At 73.9% G+C, this 16,479-nt stretch carries 14 protein-coding genes, 1 tRNA gene and 1 riboswitch; of the genes, 5 read left to right on the plus strand and 10 right to left on the minus strand.

Annotated elements, in window-relative coordinates; genetic code table 11:
• Window positions 1–178 precede the first annotated feature (178 nt).
• The 3 genes from AMK13_RS20005 to AMK13_RS20015 all read left to right on the plus strand — a co-directional run bounded on the left by AMK13_RS20005 (window position 179) and on the right by AMK13_RS20015 (window position 3,912).
• Window positions 179–1,174, plus strand: a complete 996-nt coding sequence (locus AMK13_RS20005) for a terpene synthase family protein (RefSeq protein WP_074003476.1) — start codon at window positions 179–181, stop codon at window positions 1,172–1,174.
• The gene (locus tag AMK13_RS20010; RefSeq protein WP_074003477.1) at window positions 1,174–2,526 is read left to right on the plus strand and encodes a cytochrome P450; all 1,353 of its coding nucleotides are present in this window, start codon (window positions 1,174–1,176) and stop codon (window positions 2,524–2,526) included. Before AMK13_RS20005 ends, AMK13_RS20010 begins: the two co-directional genes overlap by 1 nt.
• 240 nt (window positions 2,527–2,766) lie before the next feature.
• Window positions 2,767–3,912 carry a serine hydrolase domain-containing protein gene (locus tag AMK13_RS20015; RefSeq protein ID WP_074003478.1) on the plus strand — a complete coding sequence of 382 codons (1,146 nt, stop codon included), beginning with the start codon at window positions 2,767–2,769 and terminating at the stop codon, window positions 3,910–3,912.
• A gap of 137 nt (window positions 3,913–4,049) precedes the next feature.
• On the opposite strand, the gene AMK13_RS20020 is transcribed toward AMK13_RS20015, so the two are convergent.
• From AMK13_RS20020 to AMK13_RS20030, 3 genes are all read right to left on the minus strand, one after another.
• Complete coding sequence (locus AMK13_RS20020; RefSeq protein WP_074003479.1) at window positions 4,050–4,370, minus strand: hypothetical protein; 321 nt, start codon at window positions 4,368–4,370, stop codon at window positions 4,050–4,052.
• Between the two features lie 141 nt (window positions 4,371–4,511).
• Window positions 4,512–5,507: a clavaminate synthase family protein gene (locus AMK13_RS20025; RefSeq protein ID WP_074003480.1), complete on the minus strand. Its 996-nt coding sequence runs from the start codon at window positions 5,505–5,507 to the stop codon at window positions 4,512–4,514.
• Between the two features lie 41 nt (window positions 5,508–5,548).
• The gene (locus AMK13_RS20030) at window positions 5,549–6,667 is read right to left on the minus strand and encodes a hypothetical protein (protein ID WP_074003481.1); all 1,119 of its coding nucleotides are present in this window, start codon (window positions 6,665–6,667) and stop codon (window positions 5,549–5,551) included.
• Window positions 6,668–7,052: 385 nt separating this feature from the next.
• Between AMK13_RS20030 and AMK13_RS20035 the strand changes: the two genes are divergently transcribed.
• Window positions 7,053–8,225: a serine hydrolase domain-containing protein gene (locus AMK13_RS20035; protein WP_074003482.1), complete on the plus strand. Its 1,173-nt coding sequence runs from the start codon at window positions 7,053–7,055 to the stop codon at window positions 8,223–8,225.
• Window positions 8,226–8,312: 87 nt separating this feature from the next.
• Here the strand turns inward: AMK13_RS20035 and AMK13_RS20040 are convergent, their stop codons facing one another.
• From AMK13_RS20040 to AMK13_RS20070, 7 genes are all read right to left on the minus strand, one after another.
• A complete protein-coding gene (locus tag AMK13_RS20040; protein WP_074003483.1) occupies window positions 8,313–9,086 on the minus strand; it encodes an enoyl-CoA hydratase in 774 nt (257 codons plus the stop codon).
• Window positions 9,083–9,970, minus strand: a complete 888-nt coding sequence (gene mmsB / locus AMK13_RS20045) for a 3-hydroxyisobutyrate dehydrogenase (protein WP_074003484.1) — start codon at window positions 9,968–9,970, stop codon at window positions 9,083–9,085. Before mmsB ends, AMK13_RS20040 begins: the two co-directional genes overlap by 4 nt.
• Window positions 9,967–11,031 carry an enoyl-CoA hydratase/isomerase family protein gene (locus AMK13_RS20050; RefSeq protein ID WP_074003485.1) on the minus strand — a complete coding sequence of 355 codons (1,065 nt, stop codon included), beginning with the start codon at window positions 11,029–11,031 and terminating at the stop codon, window positions 9,967–9,969. The genes mmsB and AMK13_RS20050 overlap by 4 nt, the downstream gene beginning before the upstream one ends.
• Window positions 11,031–12,173, minus strand: a complete 1,143-nt coding sequence (locus AMK13_RS20055; protein ID WP_074003486.1) for an acyl-CoA dehydrogenase family protein — start codon at window positions 12,171–12,173, stop codon at window positions 11,031–11,033. Before AMK13_RS20055 ends, AMK13_RS20050 begins: the two co-directional genes overlap by 1 nt.
• A gap of 8 nt (window positions 12,174–12,181) precedes the next feature.
• Window positions 12,182–13,681 carry a CoA-acylating methylmalonate-semialdehyde dehydrogenase gene (locus tag AMK13_RS20060; protein ID WP_074003487.1) on the minus strand — a complete coding sequence of 500 codons (1,500 nt, stop codon included), beginning with the start codon at window positions 13,679–13,681 and terminating at the stop codon, window positions 12,182–12,184.
• A gap of 210 nt (window positions 13,682–13,891) precedes the next feature.
• Window positions 13,892–14,075, minus strand: a riboswitch (cobalamin riboswitch).
• 146 nt (window positions 14,076–14,221) lie between these two features.
• A complete protein-coding gene (locus AMK13_RS20065) occupies window positions 14,222–15,265 on the minus strand; it encodes an alcohol dehydrogenase catalytic domain-containing protein (protein ID WP_074003488.1) in 1,044 nt (347 codons plus the stop codon).
• A gap of 117 nt (window positions 15,266–15,382) precedes the next feature.
• Window positions 15,383–15,453, minus strand: a tRNA-Cys gene (locus tag AMK13_RS20070).
• A 206-nt stretch (window positions 15,454–15,659) separates the two neighbouring features.
• Between AMK13_RS20070 and AMK13_RS20075 the strand changes: the two genes are divergently transcribed.
• The gene (locus AMK13_RS20075; RefSeq protein ID WP_074003489.1) at window positions 15,660–16,472 is read left to right on the plus strand and encodes a hypothetical protein; all 813 of its coding nucleotides are present in this window, start codon (window positions 15,660–15,662) and stop codon (window positions 16,470–16,472) included.
• The last annotated feature ends 7 nt before the right edge of the window (window positions 16,473–16,479 follow it).

Below are 16,479 nucleotides of genomic sequence, written 5' to 3' on the forward strand. Positions count from 1 at the left end.
CTCCCGGGCCATCCCCCGTGCACGGACGCGCAACCGCCCCGGCTCCCGCCGCCGTAGCGTCATGCGGCGCACCGGCCCGGCGGTCCGCCGCGACCGCCTCACCTTCCGCGGCCACGCCGACCTCACCGCGTCCTTCCGGAACTGACCGCCCCCACACCAGACGAAGGCCGACACACCCATGACCGAGCCCCGCGACGGGCAGCCACCCAGCGCCCCGGACGACCTGTGGTGCCCCTTCCCCTCCCTGACGAACCCCCACGCCGAGCAGGCCGACCGGCAGAGCCTGGACTGGCTGGCGCGCCACCGGCTGCTGGACGGGCGCCACCGGCAGTCCGACCGGATCGGCCGCCAGCGCAGCGGCCACCTGGCCGCACGGACCAACCCCGAGGTCTCCGCCGGGATGCTGCGCCTGTTGTCCGACTGGTACGTCTGGCTCTTCGCCTTCGACGACGGGTACTGCGAGGACCGCGAACGCGGCGCCGCCCCCGGGCCGTTGGCCCGTACGACCGCGCTCCTCTCCCGGGTGGTCGACCCCGAGCCGCCCGGCGACGAGCTGCCCGGACCGGCCGGCGCCTACGCGACGGCCCTGCGGGAGATCCGGGACCGGGTCGCCGCGCAGGCCTCGCCGTCCCAGCTGTTCCGGTGGGAGTGCACGGTCCGCGACTACCTCTCCGCCCAGGTGTGGGAGGCCGCCAACCGGGAGGCGGGCACCGTACCGGGCCTGGCCGAGTACGTGGCCATGCGCCGGCACGCCGGGGCGACGTACACCTGCCTCGCCCTGGTCGACCTCGCGGCCGGCGACGAAGTGCCGGCCGCGGAGGCGGACGGACCGTCGCTGCGCAGGCTCAGGGACCTCACGGCGAACCTGGTGAGCTGGGACAACGACCTGTACTCCCACGCCAAGGAGGCCGCCGGCGGCCAGGGCCGCCACAACCTGGTCGAGGTCCTCGCCCGCCACCACCGCTGCTCCCCGGCCGAGGCCCGACGGTCGGCCGTCGCCATGCGCGACGCCGAGATGCGCGCGTTCGTCGAGCTGAGCCGGACCGTCCGCACGGACGGCAGCGAGGCGGCCTCCGCGTACGCCCGCAGCCTCGGGCTGTGGCTGCGCGGGCACATCGACTGGTCGCGCGGCAGCTCCCGGTTCGACGTGCCGTCCCCCGCGGCGAGGCACTGATGCGCGAGGACGCCGCCCCGCCCGGCAGCGCGCCGCGCGCGCCCGGCCACCTGCCCCTGCTCGGCCACCTGCTCCCGCTGCTGACCCGCCCCGTGCCGTTCCTCCAGTCGCTCGCCGACCACGGCCCGGTGGTGCGGATCCACCTGTGGCGCAGGCCCGTTCACGTCCTCACCGACCCCGGGCTGGTCCACCGGCTGCTCGTCCAGGACGCCGCGAGGACCGAGAAGGGCTTCGTCTTCGACCAGGCCCGCGGCCTGCTGGGCAACGGCCTGTTCATCTCCGAGGGCGCCTTCCACCTCCGCCAGCGGCGCCTGGTGCAACCGGCCTTCCACCGCGACGGCATCCGCCGGTACGCCGCCCTGGCCGCGCGGCTGGCAGCGGCGGCGGTGTCCCGCTGGGAGACCGGGCGGCCCGCGCCGATCGAGCCGCGGATGCACGGACTCGCCCGGGACATCGTGGTCGAGGCACTGTTCGCCACCCGCCTGAGCGCCGCCCAGAAGGCCCGGATCGACCGGGCCGTGCCCGTCGTCCTCACCGGCTTCGTCCAGCGGGCGCTCTACCCGTCGCCGCTGCTGGAGAAGCTGCCCGTACCGGCCAACCGGCGCTTCGACGCGGCGGTCCGCGACCTGCGCACCGTCGTGGACGAGATCGTCGATCAGGCCGCCGCCCCGCAGCAGGGCCCGGACGGCACCCTGCTGTCCCTGCTGCTGACCACCCGCGACGAGGAGACCGGCCTCGCCATGCCACCGGCCCAGGTCAGGGACGAGGCGGTCTCGCTGCTCCTGGCCGGCACCGAGACGACCGCCACCACGCTCGCCTGGCTCTTCCACGAACTCGCCCGGCACCAGGACCTCCAGGACGAGCTGAGCGAGGAGGTGCGCGCCGTCGCCCCCGACGGTGCCGTGTCCCCGGACGACCTGCCGCTCCTGGAGCGCACGGGGCACGCCATCAGCGAGACCCTCCGCCTCCACACCCCCAACTGGATCCTGATGCGCCGGGCGGTGGAGCCCCTCCGGTACGGCGGCGTCGTCCTGCCCCCGGGGGCGGAGATCCTCTTCAGCCCGACCGCGCTGCACCGCTCCCCGCGGCTCCACCCCGACCCGTCGCGGTTCGACCCCGACCGCTGGCGCCGCCCCGAAGGCCACGCCCCACCCAGGCTGTTCATCCCCTTCGGCGCGGGCCGGCACAAGTGCGTCGGCGAGTCCTTCGCCTGGACCGAGATGCTCGTCGTCACCGCGGCCGTCCTCGCCCGCCTGCGCCTCAGCCCGGCCACGGCCACCCCCCTCCGGGAGAGCGCCACCGCCGCCACCGTCCGCCCACGCGGCCCGCTGCTCGTCGCCGAACCCCGGTGATCTGCCGGCGGCCGGCGCGTGCGCGCAGGGGCAGGCCCCGGTGCCCGGGTACGACGACCGGCCGGCGGACGTGGCGGCGGTGGCCGTACTGCCGTGAACCCGTCATTCCTGCGGATACCGGGGGATAACCCCACCCACGACCGGGTGGGTAGCGGCATCGTCGCAGGTGGTCCGCTCCGGAGAGGGTTGGGGCAGCGGCGTGACCCGCCGGCTTCCTCGACAAGCAACCGGAGTTGATGCATGCGCAATCAGGCGCAGCAGACCGTCCACCCGTCCCGCCCCAGGAAGGTCCTGGTGGCCGCGATGGCCGTCGGTGCCCTGACGACGGGGGTACTGACCCCCACCACGGCCTTCGCGGCACCGAAGCCGGACACCGTCCAGCAGGGCCTCGACGCACTGGTGCGGGACGACGGCATCGTCGGCACGCTGGCGAACGTCGAGAAGGGGCACGGCCGAGCCCGCAACTACACCGCCGGGGTGGGTGACCTGGCCACCGGGGCGAAGGTCCCGGTCGACGGTCAGGTGCGGATGGGCAGCAACACCAAGACGTTCACGGCGGTGGTCGTGCTGCAACTGGTCGGAGAGGGGAAGATCGGCCTCGACGCACCCGTCGAGACCTACCTGCCGGGCCTCGTCCGCGGGGACGGCATCGACGGGCGGAACATCACCGTCCGTCAGCTCCTCCAGCACACCAGCGGGCTCCCGGAGTACCTGCGGGGTGATGCCTCGTTCCACTACTACGAGCCGCGCGACCTCCTCGACAACGCACTGCGGTTCAAGGCCGACTTCGCCCCTGGCGACCGGTTCAACTACAGCAACACGAACTACCTCGTGGCCGGCCTGATCGTCCAACGGGTCACCGGCCGCCCGCTCGCGGCGGAGATCGACCGCCGCATCGTCAAGCCCGTCGGCCTGCGCCACACCTACTTCCCCACCCCCGGCGACACGACCATCCGCGAGCCCCACCCCAAGGGCTACTACCGCGACACCCCCGACGCACCCCAGCAGGACGTCACCGAGACCGACCCCTCCTTCGGCTGGGCCGCCGGTCAGATGATCTCCACCAACTCCGACCTCAACCACTTCTTCTCCGCACTCCTCCACGGCGGCCTCCTCCCACCCGCCCAGCTCGCCGAGATGAAGAAGACCGTCCCCGCCGAGGCCGTCGGCCCCGGCGCCGCCTACGGACTCGGCCTCGTGAGCAGGCCCCTGCCCTGCGGCGGCCTCTACTGGGGCCACGGCGGCAGCTTCCCCGGCTACGAGACCCGCGGCGGCGTCACCGAGGACGGCAGCACCGCGGCCAACATCGCCGTGACCTCCCGCCCGACCGACAAGGCCGCCCTGAGGCACGTCGAGAACGTCGTCGAAGCAGCCCTCTGCCGCTGAGGCCGCTCAGGCCGCTCAGGCCGCTGCGCCCGGACAACACCGGCGTACGCACCAATGGTTCCGCGGTTCCGGCCTCCGGCCCGGGGCGGGGTACTCCCCCGCTCCGGGCCGGAGACCAACTACCGGACGCCCCTTGGCTAGCGGCCCGGGGTGCCGCTCCGGGACTGGCGACGCTCCCGGCGGCGTTGCTCCTTCTTGGCCCGGTCCTCGGCGAGGATCCGGCCGCGCGAGATCCAGCCCGCGAGCCCCGTGATCGCGAGCAGCAGCATGCCGAGCCACGGAGCGATCCGGAACGCGAGCCAGGTGACGAGGAGCATCGCAGCCAGCACGACCAGCCCCATGGCCAGCAGGAGCAGCGTGAGCGCCACACCACTGAACAGCCGCTTGGCGCGGTTCTTCGGACCGCTGCGGTTCAGCGCCTCGGAAACGCTGTAGCCCTGCCCCTGATCGTTGCTCATCCGCCCTCCCAAGCGCGCACCCCCAAGGCTAAGTAACCACCGGCGACAGGGCAATGGATCAGCTGGCGAGGAGGTCGGCAGGCAACGGATGCCGGAGGGACGAGGCGCGCCGTACGTACGCGCGCGGCGGGCGGGGGCCGGTCAGCGGGCGAGGACGTGGCCGTCATCCGGTCGGTGGTCGCGGGAGCGGCGCAGGTCGGCGCTGGCATAGGTGCGCTGCAGCCAGCGGTCCGCCCCGTCGTAGCGGGGCCGGAAGGCGGTACGGCCGTGGACGGTGACGCGGTTGTCGATGACGACCAGGTCGCCGGGGGTCAGACGCAGGGTACGGGCGGTCGCCTCGCAGGCCCGGCCGAACGCGGCCAGCGCGGCGGCGGCCCGAGGGGTGAGCGGAGCGGTGACGAGTTGGGCCATGCGGATGTCGGGGTCCTCGGCCGCACCGGACAGCACCGGCCGGGGTTCGGCTCCGGCCCCGCTCGCGGCGTCGGGGCCGAAGGAGGGCGGCGGCGTGGTGCGGAACTCCGGTGCGGACAGGGCCTCCCGGTCGGCCGGGGTGAGGAGGGGCAGTGCCTGGCGGATGCCGGCGACGCGCATCCCGGCGGTCCGGTCGTGGTCGGCGCGCAGGCACAGGAAGACCACGTAGTCCGGCGGGTGGGGGTGGAAGCCGTTCTCGGTGTGGAAGGACAGCGGCACCGATCCGGCGTTGCCGTGGAAGGCCTCCTGCCCGGGCACGGGCACGACGTCCTGCACCAGGGCCCCCGACTTCTCTGCCAGGTAGGCGAGCGGCTCGCCGAGCCCGCAGGCCACCATGGTGAGCAGCGCGGCCGGGACGGTCGCCTGCCGCTGGACCGAGCCGGGTACGGCCGGGGTCGGGGGCAGGGCCGCCCGGTCGACGGGCAGGCCGCCGATCACCAGGGTGCCGCGCGGGCCGGAGTGCCGGCGGAACCGGCGCACCGCCCGGCGCAGCGGTAGCGGGAGTTCGTCCCAGGCGTCCCGGGCCCGTGCCACCCACGCGGGGCTGTCGACCTGGTCGCCCCCGTCGGCGGACAGGGTCCGGGCCAGGCGCTCGCACGTGTCGGCGTCGGCCGGGCCCAGGTTCCAGTCCGCGGCGACGGCGGTGTTGTCGGTGGTGCCGGGCATCGGGTCTCCTGCCGGGGGTGTGGACGGGCGGACGCGCGGACTCACGAGTGGCGCAGGCCGGCCACGGCGTCGGCGACGTAGTGGTCCCCGAATCGGATCAGGGGGGCGTACTGGGCCGCGCGGCGGTGGCGCATCTGTCGTAGTTCGGCGACGGCGTTGTCGGGGCCCTCGGGCCGCTGGGCGATGGAACGGCGCAGCCGGACCATCGAGTACGCGAGGGTGACGTGCCGTTCGGCGTCCACGATGTCGGCTTCCAGGAGGGCGTCCCGCGCCTCGGCCAACTCGGGGTCGCGGTCCGCCAGTTGCTCGTAGGATTCGGGGACCAGCGTCAGCAGGTCCTTCATCGCCGCCCGGAAGAGCTTGTACCCGCGGTGCTGGCGCCCGCTGAGCGGGATGTCCGTCGACGGCGGCGCCATGGTCCGGCGGATCGCCGCCATGTAGTAGTCGGCCGGGATCGTACTGGCGTGGTTCATGGCCGCGGGGAAGCCGCGCACGTACTCCGTCGCGTCCGCCAGCCGCCCCAGCGCGGCATCGCCGTCACCGTCGCGCAGGTGGCGGGTGGCGTCGGCCACGGCGACCGCGGCGCAGACGTTGAACAGCACGTGGACCTGGTGCCCGATGAGCCAGCGCGCGCTCCACGCGCGCTCCAACGACGGCCCCGCACCGGGATCCGGGACGGCCGGCGCCGGAACGGGCCCGGATTCGGTGCCCGGCGCGACTCCGGTGAGGTCGAGCACCGACCGCCGCATCCCGGCCAGCTCCAGCGCCAGGTCGGCACCCGACAGCGGAGCCTCGCAGAGGTCCTCCAGGCCGCGGTGGATCACCAACAGGCCGTGCAGGGCGGCCTGCTGGTCCGACAGCTCCACCTCGCGGACCCGGAAGTACGACTGACTGGTCGACTCCGCCGGCACGTCCTCACCCGCCAGGGCCGGAGCCAGCGCCGCCAGCGCGGCCACCACCTCGCCCGCTGCCGCGGCGGCCTGCCAAAGCGCGGCGGTCCGCTCGACCGGTCCGGCATGGGTGGCCACCCCGGCCAGCACGCGCGCGGCCCGCCCCGCCTCGGCGGCGACCCGCGGCCCCAGCACCGGGTCGGGCCGCCCGCCCCGGGGCTCACGGAAGACGGCGACAGGAGGATGACCGGCGACCGGCGACAAGCCCATGGTTGGGATAGCTTGCCAGGAACACGCCACACGAAACCCTGATGCTTACGTCGATTCGCCTTCCGCGCACCGACGTTGGAAGCCCGGCCGGCGAGTAGCGACGGGCCTGACCCGTACCCCGAACCAACTGTCCGACGCGACGCGGCGCTCCTGCACCCACCCCGCGGAGGTCGCCGACGCCATCGCCGGGCCGAACCTCCGCGGCGACGGCGCCACGGTCGTCCGCTCCCGCCGCCTGGTCGCACCGTCCGCCCCCAGCGGCCCGGTGACCTGCGGTTTCCTCACCGGAACGGGGCAAGCGCCGGCGGGTCACCCCGCATGCGGGGCGGTGGCACCTCTGTTTGACTGAGGACGGATGATCCCCGCCTCGAGAGGGAGCACGCCCATGCCCGTGGCCACCGGAAGAGGCCCGGCCACCCTCGCCGCCGTGGCCGCCGCACTCCTGACCGCGCTCCTGCCGGTCCCGGCGTCCCCAGCGGCCGCCGCCGCACCGGCCGACGGGGCCGGCCGACCGGAGCACGCACGGACCCGGGCCTCGATGGAGCGGGCGGTACGGGACGGTGCGCCCGGGGTCCTCGTCACCGTGTCCGAGGGCGAAGGCCGATGGGTGGGAACGGCAGGGGTGGCGGACCGCAGGACGGGACGCCCGCCCCGTCCGGCGGACCACTTCCGGGTGGGCAGCATCACCAAGACGTTCACGGCCGTGCTCGTGCTCCAGCTGGAGGCGGAGGGGCGGCTCGGCATCGACGACACCGTGGAGAAGTGGCTGCCGGGCCTGGTCCGGGGCCACGGCCACGACGGCCGCCGCATCACCGTCCGGCAGCTGCTGAACCACACCAGCGGCGTGTACAACTACCTCAACGACCCCGCCCTGCACCAGATCGGGCCGATCTGGCTCGAGCACCTGCACGACACCTGGACTCCCGAGGAACTCCTGGCCGTCGCGATGTCGAAGCCACCCACGGCCACCCCCGGCGAGAGGTTCGTGTACTCCAACACCAACTACCTCCTGGCCGCGATGATCGTGGAGCGGATCACCGGCAGCTCCTACGAGCACGAGCTGCGCCGTCGCATCATCGACCCGCTCCACCTGCGGGGCACCGACTCGCCCGGAACCCGCGAGTCGCTGCCCCGTCCGTCCGGCCGGGACTACTCCACCGCCCAGGTCCAGTTGCCCCCACCGGGCGTCGACGTCACGGAGTTCAACCCCTCGGCGATCCGTGCCAGTGGCGAGATCATCAGCACGGCCGACGACCTCGACCACTTCTACCGCGCCCTGCTCACCGGCCGGCTGCTGCCCCAGGCGCAGCTGCGGGAGATGACCACCACCGTGCCCGCCGGCATCGACGACCAGGGCCTCGGCATCGCCCGCATGACCACCTCCTGCGGGGTCGAGCTCTGGGGGTACCGCGGCGGCGGCTACGGATTCGAGGCCCTCGCGGTCTCCACCCGCGACACCCGCCACCGGATGACCGTCTACTTCAACACCGACAGCCTCGCGCTCCAGGGCGCGGCGGCCCGGGACCTCGCCGACGCGGAGTTCTGCCAGCACTCATGACCCGGGGCCAGACGCGTACGCCTGGCGGTCACCCCCGCAGGCCGTGGTGCGCCGCCCCCGGTGAGGGGCGGCGCACCGGCCGGGCTGTCAGCGGTGGCGGAACTCCGGCGGGCGCTTCTCGGCGAAGGCCGCCATGCCCTCCTTCTGGTCCGCCGTCGCGAACGTCGCGTGGAACAGCCGCCGTTCGAAGCGGACGCCCTCGGCGAGGGTCGTCTCGTACGAGCGGTTGACGCTCTCCTTGAGCATGATCGCGGCCGGGGCGGACATCGCCGCGATCGTCTCGGCGGTGGCCAGCGCCTCGGACAGCAGCTGGTCGGCGGGGACGATCCGGGAGACCAGCCCGGCCCGCTCGGCCTCCTCGGCGCCCATCATCCGACCGGTCAGGCACAGCTCCATGGCCTTCGCCTTGCCGACCGCCCTGGTCAGCCGCTGCGAGCCCCCGATACCCGGGATCACGCCGAGCTTGATCTCCGGCTGCCCGAACTTCGCGGTGTCCGCCGCCAGCAGGACGTCGCACAGCATGGCCAACTCGCAGCCGCCGCCCAGCGCGTAGCCCGCGACGGCCGCGACGACGGGCTTGCGCAGGGCGCCGAAGCGGTCCCAGGCGGCGAACCAGTCGCCGAGGTAGGCGTCGACGAAGTCGAGCGACTGCATCTCCTTGATGTCGGCGCCGGCCGCGAAGGCCTTCTCCGAGCCGGTGACCACCAGGCAGCCGATCTCCTGGTCCCGGTCGAACTCCGTTGCGGCCGCGACGACTTCGTTCATCAGCCGGGTGTTGAGCGCGTTGAGCGCCTTGGGCCGGTCGAGTGTGATCAGCCCCACCCGGCCCTTGCGCTCGACCCGGATCGTCCCGTACGTCATGCGGCGCCCTCCCGGAGGGTGGTGATGATGGCGGAGAAGTCCAGCCCGGCGCCCTCGTCCTGGGCGAAGGCGGCGTACAACTCGGCGGCCCTTCGGCCCAGTTCGGCCGGTACGGCGGAGGCGGTGGCGGCGTCGGCGGCCAGTCCGAGGTCCTTGGCCATCAGGGTGGCCGCGAATCCGGCCGCGTAGTCGCGGTTGGCGGGGCTGGCCGGGACGGGGCCGGGGACGGGACAGTTGGCGGTGAGCGCCCAGCACTGGCCGGAGGCGGTGGAGGCCACGTCGAACAGGGCCTGGTGGCTGAGCCCGAGGCTCTCCCCGAGGACGAAGGCCTCGCTGACCGCGATCATGGAGACGCCGAGGATCATGTTGTTGCAGATCTTCGCCGCCTGGCCGGCGCCGGACCCTCCGCAGTGGACGACCCGCCGGCCCATCGCCGCCAGCAGCGGCTCGACGTCGGCGAAGTCGGCGGCGTCCGCGCCGACCATGAAGGTCAGGCCGGCCGCCTCGGCGCCGGCCACACCGCCGGAGACCGGTGCGTCGACGGCCCGGTGCCCGGCGACCCGGGCGAGGTCGGCGGCCACCCGGGCGTCCCCGACCGCGATGGTGGAGCAGTCCACGAACAGCGCGCCGCTCGGCGCCGCTGCCGTCAACTCACCGTAGGCGTCCAGGACATGGCGTCCGGCCGGGAGCATGGTGACGACCGTCCCGGCCGCCGCCACCGCCTGCGCCGCCGAGGCGGCCACGGCGACGCCGTTCCCGGCGGCGCGCTCCCGGGCGTCCGGGGCCAGGTCGTAGCCGGTCACCCGGTGTCCGGCCCTGACCAGGTTGGCGGCCATCGGGCCGCCCATGTTGCCGAGTCCGATGAATCCGATCGTCTGGGTCACCAGCGCTCCAGGGGTGTGGTGGCGGCGAGGCCGAGTTCACGGTCGCCGAGCGGGGCGAAGTAGCGGTCCACGGCGGCGGGTTCGACGGCGCTCAGCGTCGCCGGGCTCCACCGCGGGGTGCGGTCCTTGTCGATCACCTGGGCCCGGATGCCCTCGGCGAGGTCCGGCGTGGCGAGCGCCGCGCAGGAGGTGCGGTACTCCTGGTCGAGGACGGCCTCCAGCGGGCCGAGTGCCCGGGCCCGGCGCAGGGCCGCGAGCGTCGCCTTCACCGCGGTCGGGGAGTTGGCGGCGATCCGGTCGGCGGCCTTCTTGGCCTCGGGTTCGCCGCTCTCCCGCAGCCGGTCGAGGATCTCCTCCACGGTGCCGGCCGCGTAGCAGTGGTCGATCCATCCGCGCTGCGCGTCCAGCACGCCGGCCGGCGCGGGCCCGATGTTCCGTTCCAGGGCGTCGTGGACGGGCAGTTCGGCCAGGTCGTCCAGCAGGGCGGGCAGCCGCTCGGCGGGCACGAAGTGGTCGGCGAGCCCGCACAGCAACGCGTCCCCGGCGCCGACGGCCCCTGCGGTCAGGGCGAGGTGGGTGCCCGACTCCCCCGGCGCGAGGGCGAGCAGGTAGGTGCCGCCGACGTCGGGGACGAAGCCGATGCCGGCCTCCGGCAGGGCGACCCGGGTGGTCTCCGTGACGATCCGGACGCTGCCGTGGGCGGAGACGCCGACCCCGCCGCCCATCACGATGCCGTTCATCACGGCGACGTAGGGCTTCGGGTAGCGGGCGATCCGGGCGTTGAGCCGGTACTCGTCGCGCCAGAACTCCTCGACGGCGCCCGGGTCGCCGCCGGTGGCGGCGCGGTGGATGGCGACGATGTCGCCGCCCGCGCAGAAGGCCCGCTCGCCGGCGCCGGTGATCACGACGGTCTCCACGTCGCCGTCCCGCTCCCACGCGTCCAGTGCGGCGGAGATCCTCCGCACCATGCCGTGGGTGAGGGCGTTCAGGGCCGCCGGGCGGTTGAGGACGATCAGTCCCGCCCGGCCCTCGCGCTGGACGAGCACCTCGTCCGTACCCATCACGCGGCCCCGGTCAGGCCGCGGGCGACGATGACGCGCATGATCTCGTTGGTCCCTTCCAGGATCTGGTGCACCCGCAGGTCGCGGACGATCTTCTCGATGCCGTACTCGGCCAGGTAGCCGTAGCCGCCGTGGAGTTGGAGCGCCTGGTTGGCCACCTCGAAGCCGGTGTCGGTGGCGTGGCGCTTGGCCATCGCGCACAGCTCCGGCGCCCGGGGGTCGCCCCGGTCCAGCGCGGCGGCGGCCCGCCAGAGCAGCGATCTGGCGGCCTCCAGCTCGGTGGCCATGTCGGCGAGCCGGAACCGCAGCGCCTGGGCGTGCAGCAGCGCGGCCCCGAACGCCTCCCGGTCGGCCAGGTGCCGGGTGGCCCGCTCCAGGGCGTCCTGCGCGCCGCCGACGGAGCAGGCGGCGATGCCGAGCCGGCCGCCGTTCAGTCCGTTCATGGCGATCCGGAAGCCCTCGCCCTCCCCGCCGAGCAGGCGGTCGGCGGGGAGCCGGACGCCGTCCAGCAGCACCTGCCGGGTCGGCTGGGCGTTCCAGCCCATCTTCTTCTCGTTCGCTCCGAAGGAGACGCCGGGGTCGTCCCGCTCCACCAGGAACGCGGAGACGCCCCGGGCCCCCGGGCCGCCGGTTCGGGCCATCACCACGTACACCTGCGAGGTGCCGGCGCCCGAGACGAACTGCTTGACGCCGTCCAGGACCCAGTGGTCCCCGTGCCGGCGGGCCCGGGTGGCCAGCGCGGCGGCGTCCGAGCCCGCGCCCGGCTCGGTGAGGCAGTAGCTGCCGAGCAGTTCCGTCGAGCAGAGCCCGGGCAGCAGCCGGGCGCGCTGGGCGGGACTGCCGTAGCGGTCGATCATCCAGGCGACCATGTTGTGGATCGACAGGTAGCCGGCGATGGACGGGCAGCCGGTCGCCAGTGCCTCGAAGACGAGCACGCCGTCCTGGCGGCCGAGCTCCGAGCCGCCCGACTCCTCCCGCACGTAGACGCCGCCGAGGCCCAGGTCGGCGGCCTTGCGCAGGACGTCGACCGGGAAGTGCTTGGCCTGGTCCCACGCGACGGCGTGCGGGGCGAGGTGCTCGCGGGCGAAGTCCCGGGTGGTCGCGACGATGGCGAGCTGGTCGTCGGTCAGATGGGTGTGCACGGCGCGCCTCAGCCCATCGTCGGGATGGTGAAGCTCGCGCCCTCCTTGGCCCCGGAGGGCCAGCGCGAGGTGACGGTGCGGGTGCGGGTGTAGAAGCGGATCGAGTCCGGCCCGTGCTGGTTGAGGTCGCCGAACGCGGAGCGCTTCCAGCCGCCGAAGGTGTGGTAGGCGATCGGCACCGGGATCGGCACGTTGACCCCGACCATGCCGGTGTTCACCCGCCGGGCGAAGTCCCGGGCGGTGTCGCCGTCCCGGGTGTAGATGGCCACCCCGTTGCCGAACTCGTGCTCGCTGGGCAGCCGCAGCGCCTCCTCGTAGTCGGCGGCACGCACCACGGTGAGCACCGGCCCGAAGATCTCCTCCCGGTAGATCCGCATGCCGGGCGTGACCCGGTCGAACAGCGAGGCACCGAGGAAGTAGCCGTCCTCGTGCCCCGCCAGCCGGAAGTCCCGTCCGTCGACGACGAGTTCGGCGCCCTCCTCGACCCCGAGGTCCAGGTAGCCGCGCACCCGCGCCAGCGCGTCGGCGCCGACCAGCGGTCCGAAGTCCGCCGCCGGGTCGTCCGAGCGCCCGACCTTGAGCGCGCCGATCCGCTCGACCAGCTTCGCCACCAGGGCGTCCGCCGTCGCCTCCCCCACCGGGACGGCCACCGAGATGGCCATGCAGCGCTCCCCGGCCGAGCCGTACCCGGCCCCGATCAGCGCGTCCGCCGCCTGGTCGAGGTCGGCGTCCGGCATCACGATCAGGTGGTTCTTGGCACCGCCGAAGCACTGCGCCCGCTTCCCGTGCGCGGCGGCGGTGGCGTACACGTACTGGGCGACCGGCGTGGAGCCGACGAAGCCGAGCGCCTGGACGCGCGGGTCCTCCAGCAGGGTGTCCACGGCCTCCTTGTCGCCGTTGACGACGTTGAGCACGCCCGGCGGCAGCCCGGCCTCCAGGAACAGCTCGGCCAGCCGCAGCGGCACCGAGGGGTCGCGCTCCGAGGGCTTGAGCACGAAGGCGTTTCCGCAGGCCAGCGCGGGCGCGGCCTTCCAGAGCGGGATCATCGCCGGGAAGTTGAACGGCGTGATGCCCGCGACCACGCCGAGCGGCTGGCGCATCGAGTACACGTCGATGCCCGTCCCGGCGTTGTCGCTGAACTCGCCCTTCAGCAGGTGCGGGATGCCGGCGGCGAACTCCACGACCTCCAGGCCGCGTTGGATGTCGCCGTGGGCGTCGGCCACGGTCTTGCCGTGCTCGGCGGAGAGCAGCCGGGCCAGCTCGTCCTTCTCCTGCTCGACGAGCTGGAGGAACCGCAGCAGGACGCGGGCCCGCCGCTGCGGGTTCCAGGCGGCCCACGCGGGCTGGGCCTGCGCGGCGTCGGCGATCACCGCCTCGACCTCGGCGCGGCTCGCCAGGGGCACCCGGGCCTGCACCCGGCCGGTGTTGGGGTCGTACACGTCGCCGAAGCGGCCGGAGGTGCCGGCGGTGGGCTTGCCGGCGATGAAGTGGGTCAGTTCTCGGACCATCGGTTCCTACTCTCGACAGGGGTGGGGAGAGGAGGAATGGAGGCCGCCACCGGTCGGCGGGCGCACGGTGGTGCGCCCCTCGGCACGGGCGTACGGCGGTGTGACGGTACGTCAGGAAGCGGGCGTCCCGGCGGTCGTCGGCACGGGACAGCCGGGCGCGGTGGAACGGGAGCAGCCCGGAGTCATGTGTGTCGTCTCCATCCTCGTGGAAAACACGAACCACCCGCGGCCGGTATCCTGACTCCCGGATCACCGCACGCCCTCAGGCCTTCCCGGCTGGCTGCCAGTGGCCGTCATCTGCGAGGACGGACTCCCCGGTCACAGTGGCGGGACCGTGCCGGACTCACACCGGCTTCCCTGACACCGCGGACCTGCCGTCGACCATATAGTTGGACGTCCTAGTAAGTCCAGGGGTACGCGCCCGCGCCGCGCCGCCGGAGGGCCGCTCACCCCCGTCCACCTGCCCGGACACGCCGGGAGCCGGCCCCGAGGGACCGGCTCCGAGGGCCGGCTCCGAGGGCCGGCTCCGATGACCGCCGCTCAGCGGCCGGTGGTGACGACCATGCGGAAGCGGGCCCGGTTGGCGGCCATCTTCTCCACCGCCGCCGCGGTCCGCTCCAGCGGCACCTCCTCGACCCAGGCCCGCACCCCCGTCTGCGCCGCGAAGCGCAGCGTGTCCTGGGTGTCGACCGCGATGCCCGAGGAGTGCGCGTAGACCTTCCGGTCGCCCTGGATCAACTGCAGGGCGCTCAGCTGCAGCGGCTCCGCCGGGAGTCCGACCATGACGAGCTCGCCCCGACGGGTGATCCCGTCGATCGTCGCCACCACGGCGGGCGCGTTGGTGACGGTGGACAGGACCACCTTCGCACCTCCCAACTGCCGTAGGGCCTCGGCGACATCGCCCGCGGTGCTGTCGATGTAGTGGGCGGCGCCGAGCCGGAGCGCGAGCGGCCCCTTCTCCTCGCCGCGGGCGATGGCGACGGTGCGGAAGCCCATCTTCTCGGCGAACTGGACGCCCAGGTGGCCGAGTCCGCCGATCCCCAGGATGGCGACGGTGTCCCCGGGCCGTGCGGCGGAGCGGCGCAGGGCGTTGAAGACCGTCACCCCCGCGCAGGCCAGTGGCGCCGCCTCGACCGCGGTGAGCTCGTTCGGGACCGCCGCCAGGGCCACGGCCGGGACGACGACGGAGTCGGCGAACCCGCCCGGATAGGCGACGCCGGGGATCTCGACCCGCGCGCAGTGCAGGCCGTCGCCCGCCCGGCACGCGTCGCAGTGCCCGCAGCTGCCGCCGTACCAGCCGACCGCGACCCGGTCGCCGACCCGCCAGCCCTCCACACCCTCGCCGAGGGCGTCGACGCGGCCGGCGATCTCGTGCCCCGGGGTGATCGGGAAGGTGCTGCCGGGCAGCAGGCCGCCGGCGATGAGCAGGTCGGAGTGGCAGACCCCGCACGCCTCCACGGTGATCCGCACGGCTCCCGGACCGGGTTCCCGCGGGGGGACCTCGACCAGCTCGGGGGCCGCACCCGGCCCCGCGACCTGGACGGCGCGCAGCGCGGCGGCCGAGCCGCTGGGGGAGGTGGTCATGAGCGATCCCTTCGCCGGGTGATGTGCCCCGGAGCCCCAGGTGACCGCACCGCTCGTCCTGTTCCGGGCGCGCCTTTCGACACGGATCGAAATGTCTCGAAAGAACTCGGAAGTAAAAGGTGGAGATAGGAATCGAACCCATCTGAACGGCCCTGCAAGCCGCCGCCTAGCCACTCGGCCACTCCACCCCGACAACGATGGAAACATTACACGCACATGAACACGGACCCTGACCAGAATTCCCCGGGAACGGCGATGTTTCACCCCATGGGGCTCTTAGTGCGTCTAGTGTTATTTCTTTCGACATGGCGCCGGTAGGGTCCGACGAGCCAGCGCGTAAAAGACCGGGTGCGCTAGCCTGTGCCGATATCTCCGACCCGATGGGATTTCACTGATGGCCGTTGAGGAATCACGGTTCACCCATACCGCGGAGCCGCTCTGCGGAACCGCCGCGAACCGGTGCCAGTACAAGAACCTGCCCCTGCGCGACCTTCCCCCACTCGGCGTCGTGCGCCGCGCCAGGATCGCCCGCGAGGGCCTGCGCGAGCGCCGCGCCGACATTCCGGCGCCCGGCCGGCCCTCCCGGTTCGCCGAGGGGGACTGGGTCCGGGTGAAGGACGAGGCCGCGGTGCGCGCCACCCTCGACGACAAGGACCGCCACCGCGGCCTGTGGTTCACCGGCAGCCAGTGGTCGTTCTGCGGCGGCGTCTACCAGGTCGAGCGCATCGTGCGCCGCATGATCGACGACCACTACCGGGTGCGGCGCCTGTCGGGCACCGTCGCCCTGGCCGGCGCGACCTGCCACGGCGCCGACGGCACCCAGGGCTGCGGGCTGGACTGCGCCCTGCTGTTCCGCGACGAATGGCTGGAGCCCGCGCCCGCGCCGGTCCCCGCCCCCCGGCCCGTCGCCCTGTGGGCGACCGTACGCGGCCTCGCGGAGATCCGCGCGACCCTCGACCCCGACGGGCGCCTGCACGGCGTCCCCTTCCAGCCGGGGATGGAACACCACACCGGCACCCGTCACAGCGCCCTCGAACTGCGCCACCGGTCCCTCGCCTGGTGGCAACACCCCACCGGGGGGCGCTGGTTCATCCTCGACGGCCTGCGCTGCGGTGGCGAGCCGCTCGCCACCGGCTGCGACCGGCGGTGCGCCCTGCTCTGGCACGAGTCCTGGCTGCACCTGGAGCCGGCCGCCACCGCCCCCTGAGCGACCG

It is taken from the genome of Streptomyces sp. CB02056 (genome assembly GCF_001905545.1).
GTDB lineage: Bacteria > Actinomycetota > Actinomycetes > Streptomycetales > Streptomycetaceae > Kitasatospora.

Coding starts and splice junctions, on each gene's coding strand:
- AMK13_RS20005 (WP_074003476.1), top strand. CDS start 179: ATGACCGAGCCCCGCGACGGGCAGCCACCCAGCGCCCCGGACGACCTG.
- AMK13_RS20010 (WP_074003477.1), top strand. CDS start 1,174: ATGCGCGAGGACGCCGCCCCGCCCGGCAGCGCGCCGCGCGCGCCCGGC.
- AMK13_RS20015 (WP_074003478.1), top strand. CDS start 2,767: ATGCGCAATCAGGCGCAGCAGACCGTCCACCCGTCCCGCCCCAGGAAG.
- AMK13_RS20020 (WP_074003479.1), bottom strand. CDS start 4,370: ATGAGCAACGATCAGGGGCAGGGCTACAGCGTTTCCGAGGCGCTGAAC.
- AMK13_RS20025 (WP_074003480.1), bottom strand. CDS start 5,507: ATGCCCGGCACCACCGACAACACCGCCGTCGCCGCGGACTGGAACCTG.
- AMK13_RS20030 (WP_074003481.1), bottom strand. CDS start 6,667: ATGGGCTTGTCGCCGGTCGCCGGTCATCCTCCTGTCGCCGTCTTCCGT.
- AMK13_RS20035 (WP_074003482.1), top strand. CDS start 7,053: ATGCCCGTGGCCACCGGAAGAGGCCCGGCCACCCTCGCCGCCGTGGCC.
- AMK13_RS20040 (WP_074003483.1), bottom strand. CDS start 9,086: ATGACGTACGGGACGATCCGGGTCGAGCGCAAGGGCCGGGTGGGGCTG.
- AMK13_RS20050 (WP_074003485.1), bottom strand. CDS start 11,031: ATGGGTACGGACGAGGTGCTCGTCCAGCGCGAGGGCCGGGCGGGACTG.
- AMK13_RS20060 (WP_074003487.1), bottom strand. CDS start 13,681: ATGGTCCGAGAACTGACCCACTTCATCGCCGGCAAGCCCACCGCCGGC.
- AMK13_RS20065 (WP_074003488.1), bottom strand. CDS start 15,265: ATGACCACCTCCCCCAGCGGCTCGGCCGCCGCGCTGCGCGCCGTCCAG.
- AMK13_RS20075 (WP_074003489.1), top strand. CDS start 15,660: ATGGCCGTTGAGGAATCACGGTTCACCCATACCGCGGAGCCGCTCTGC.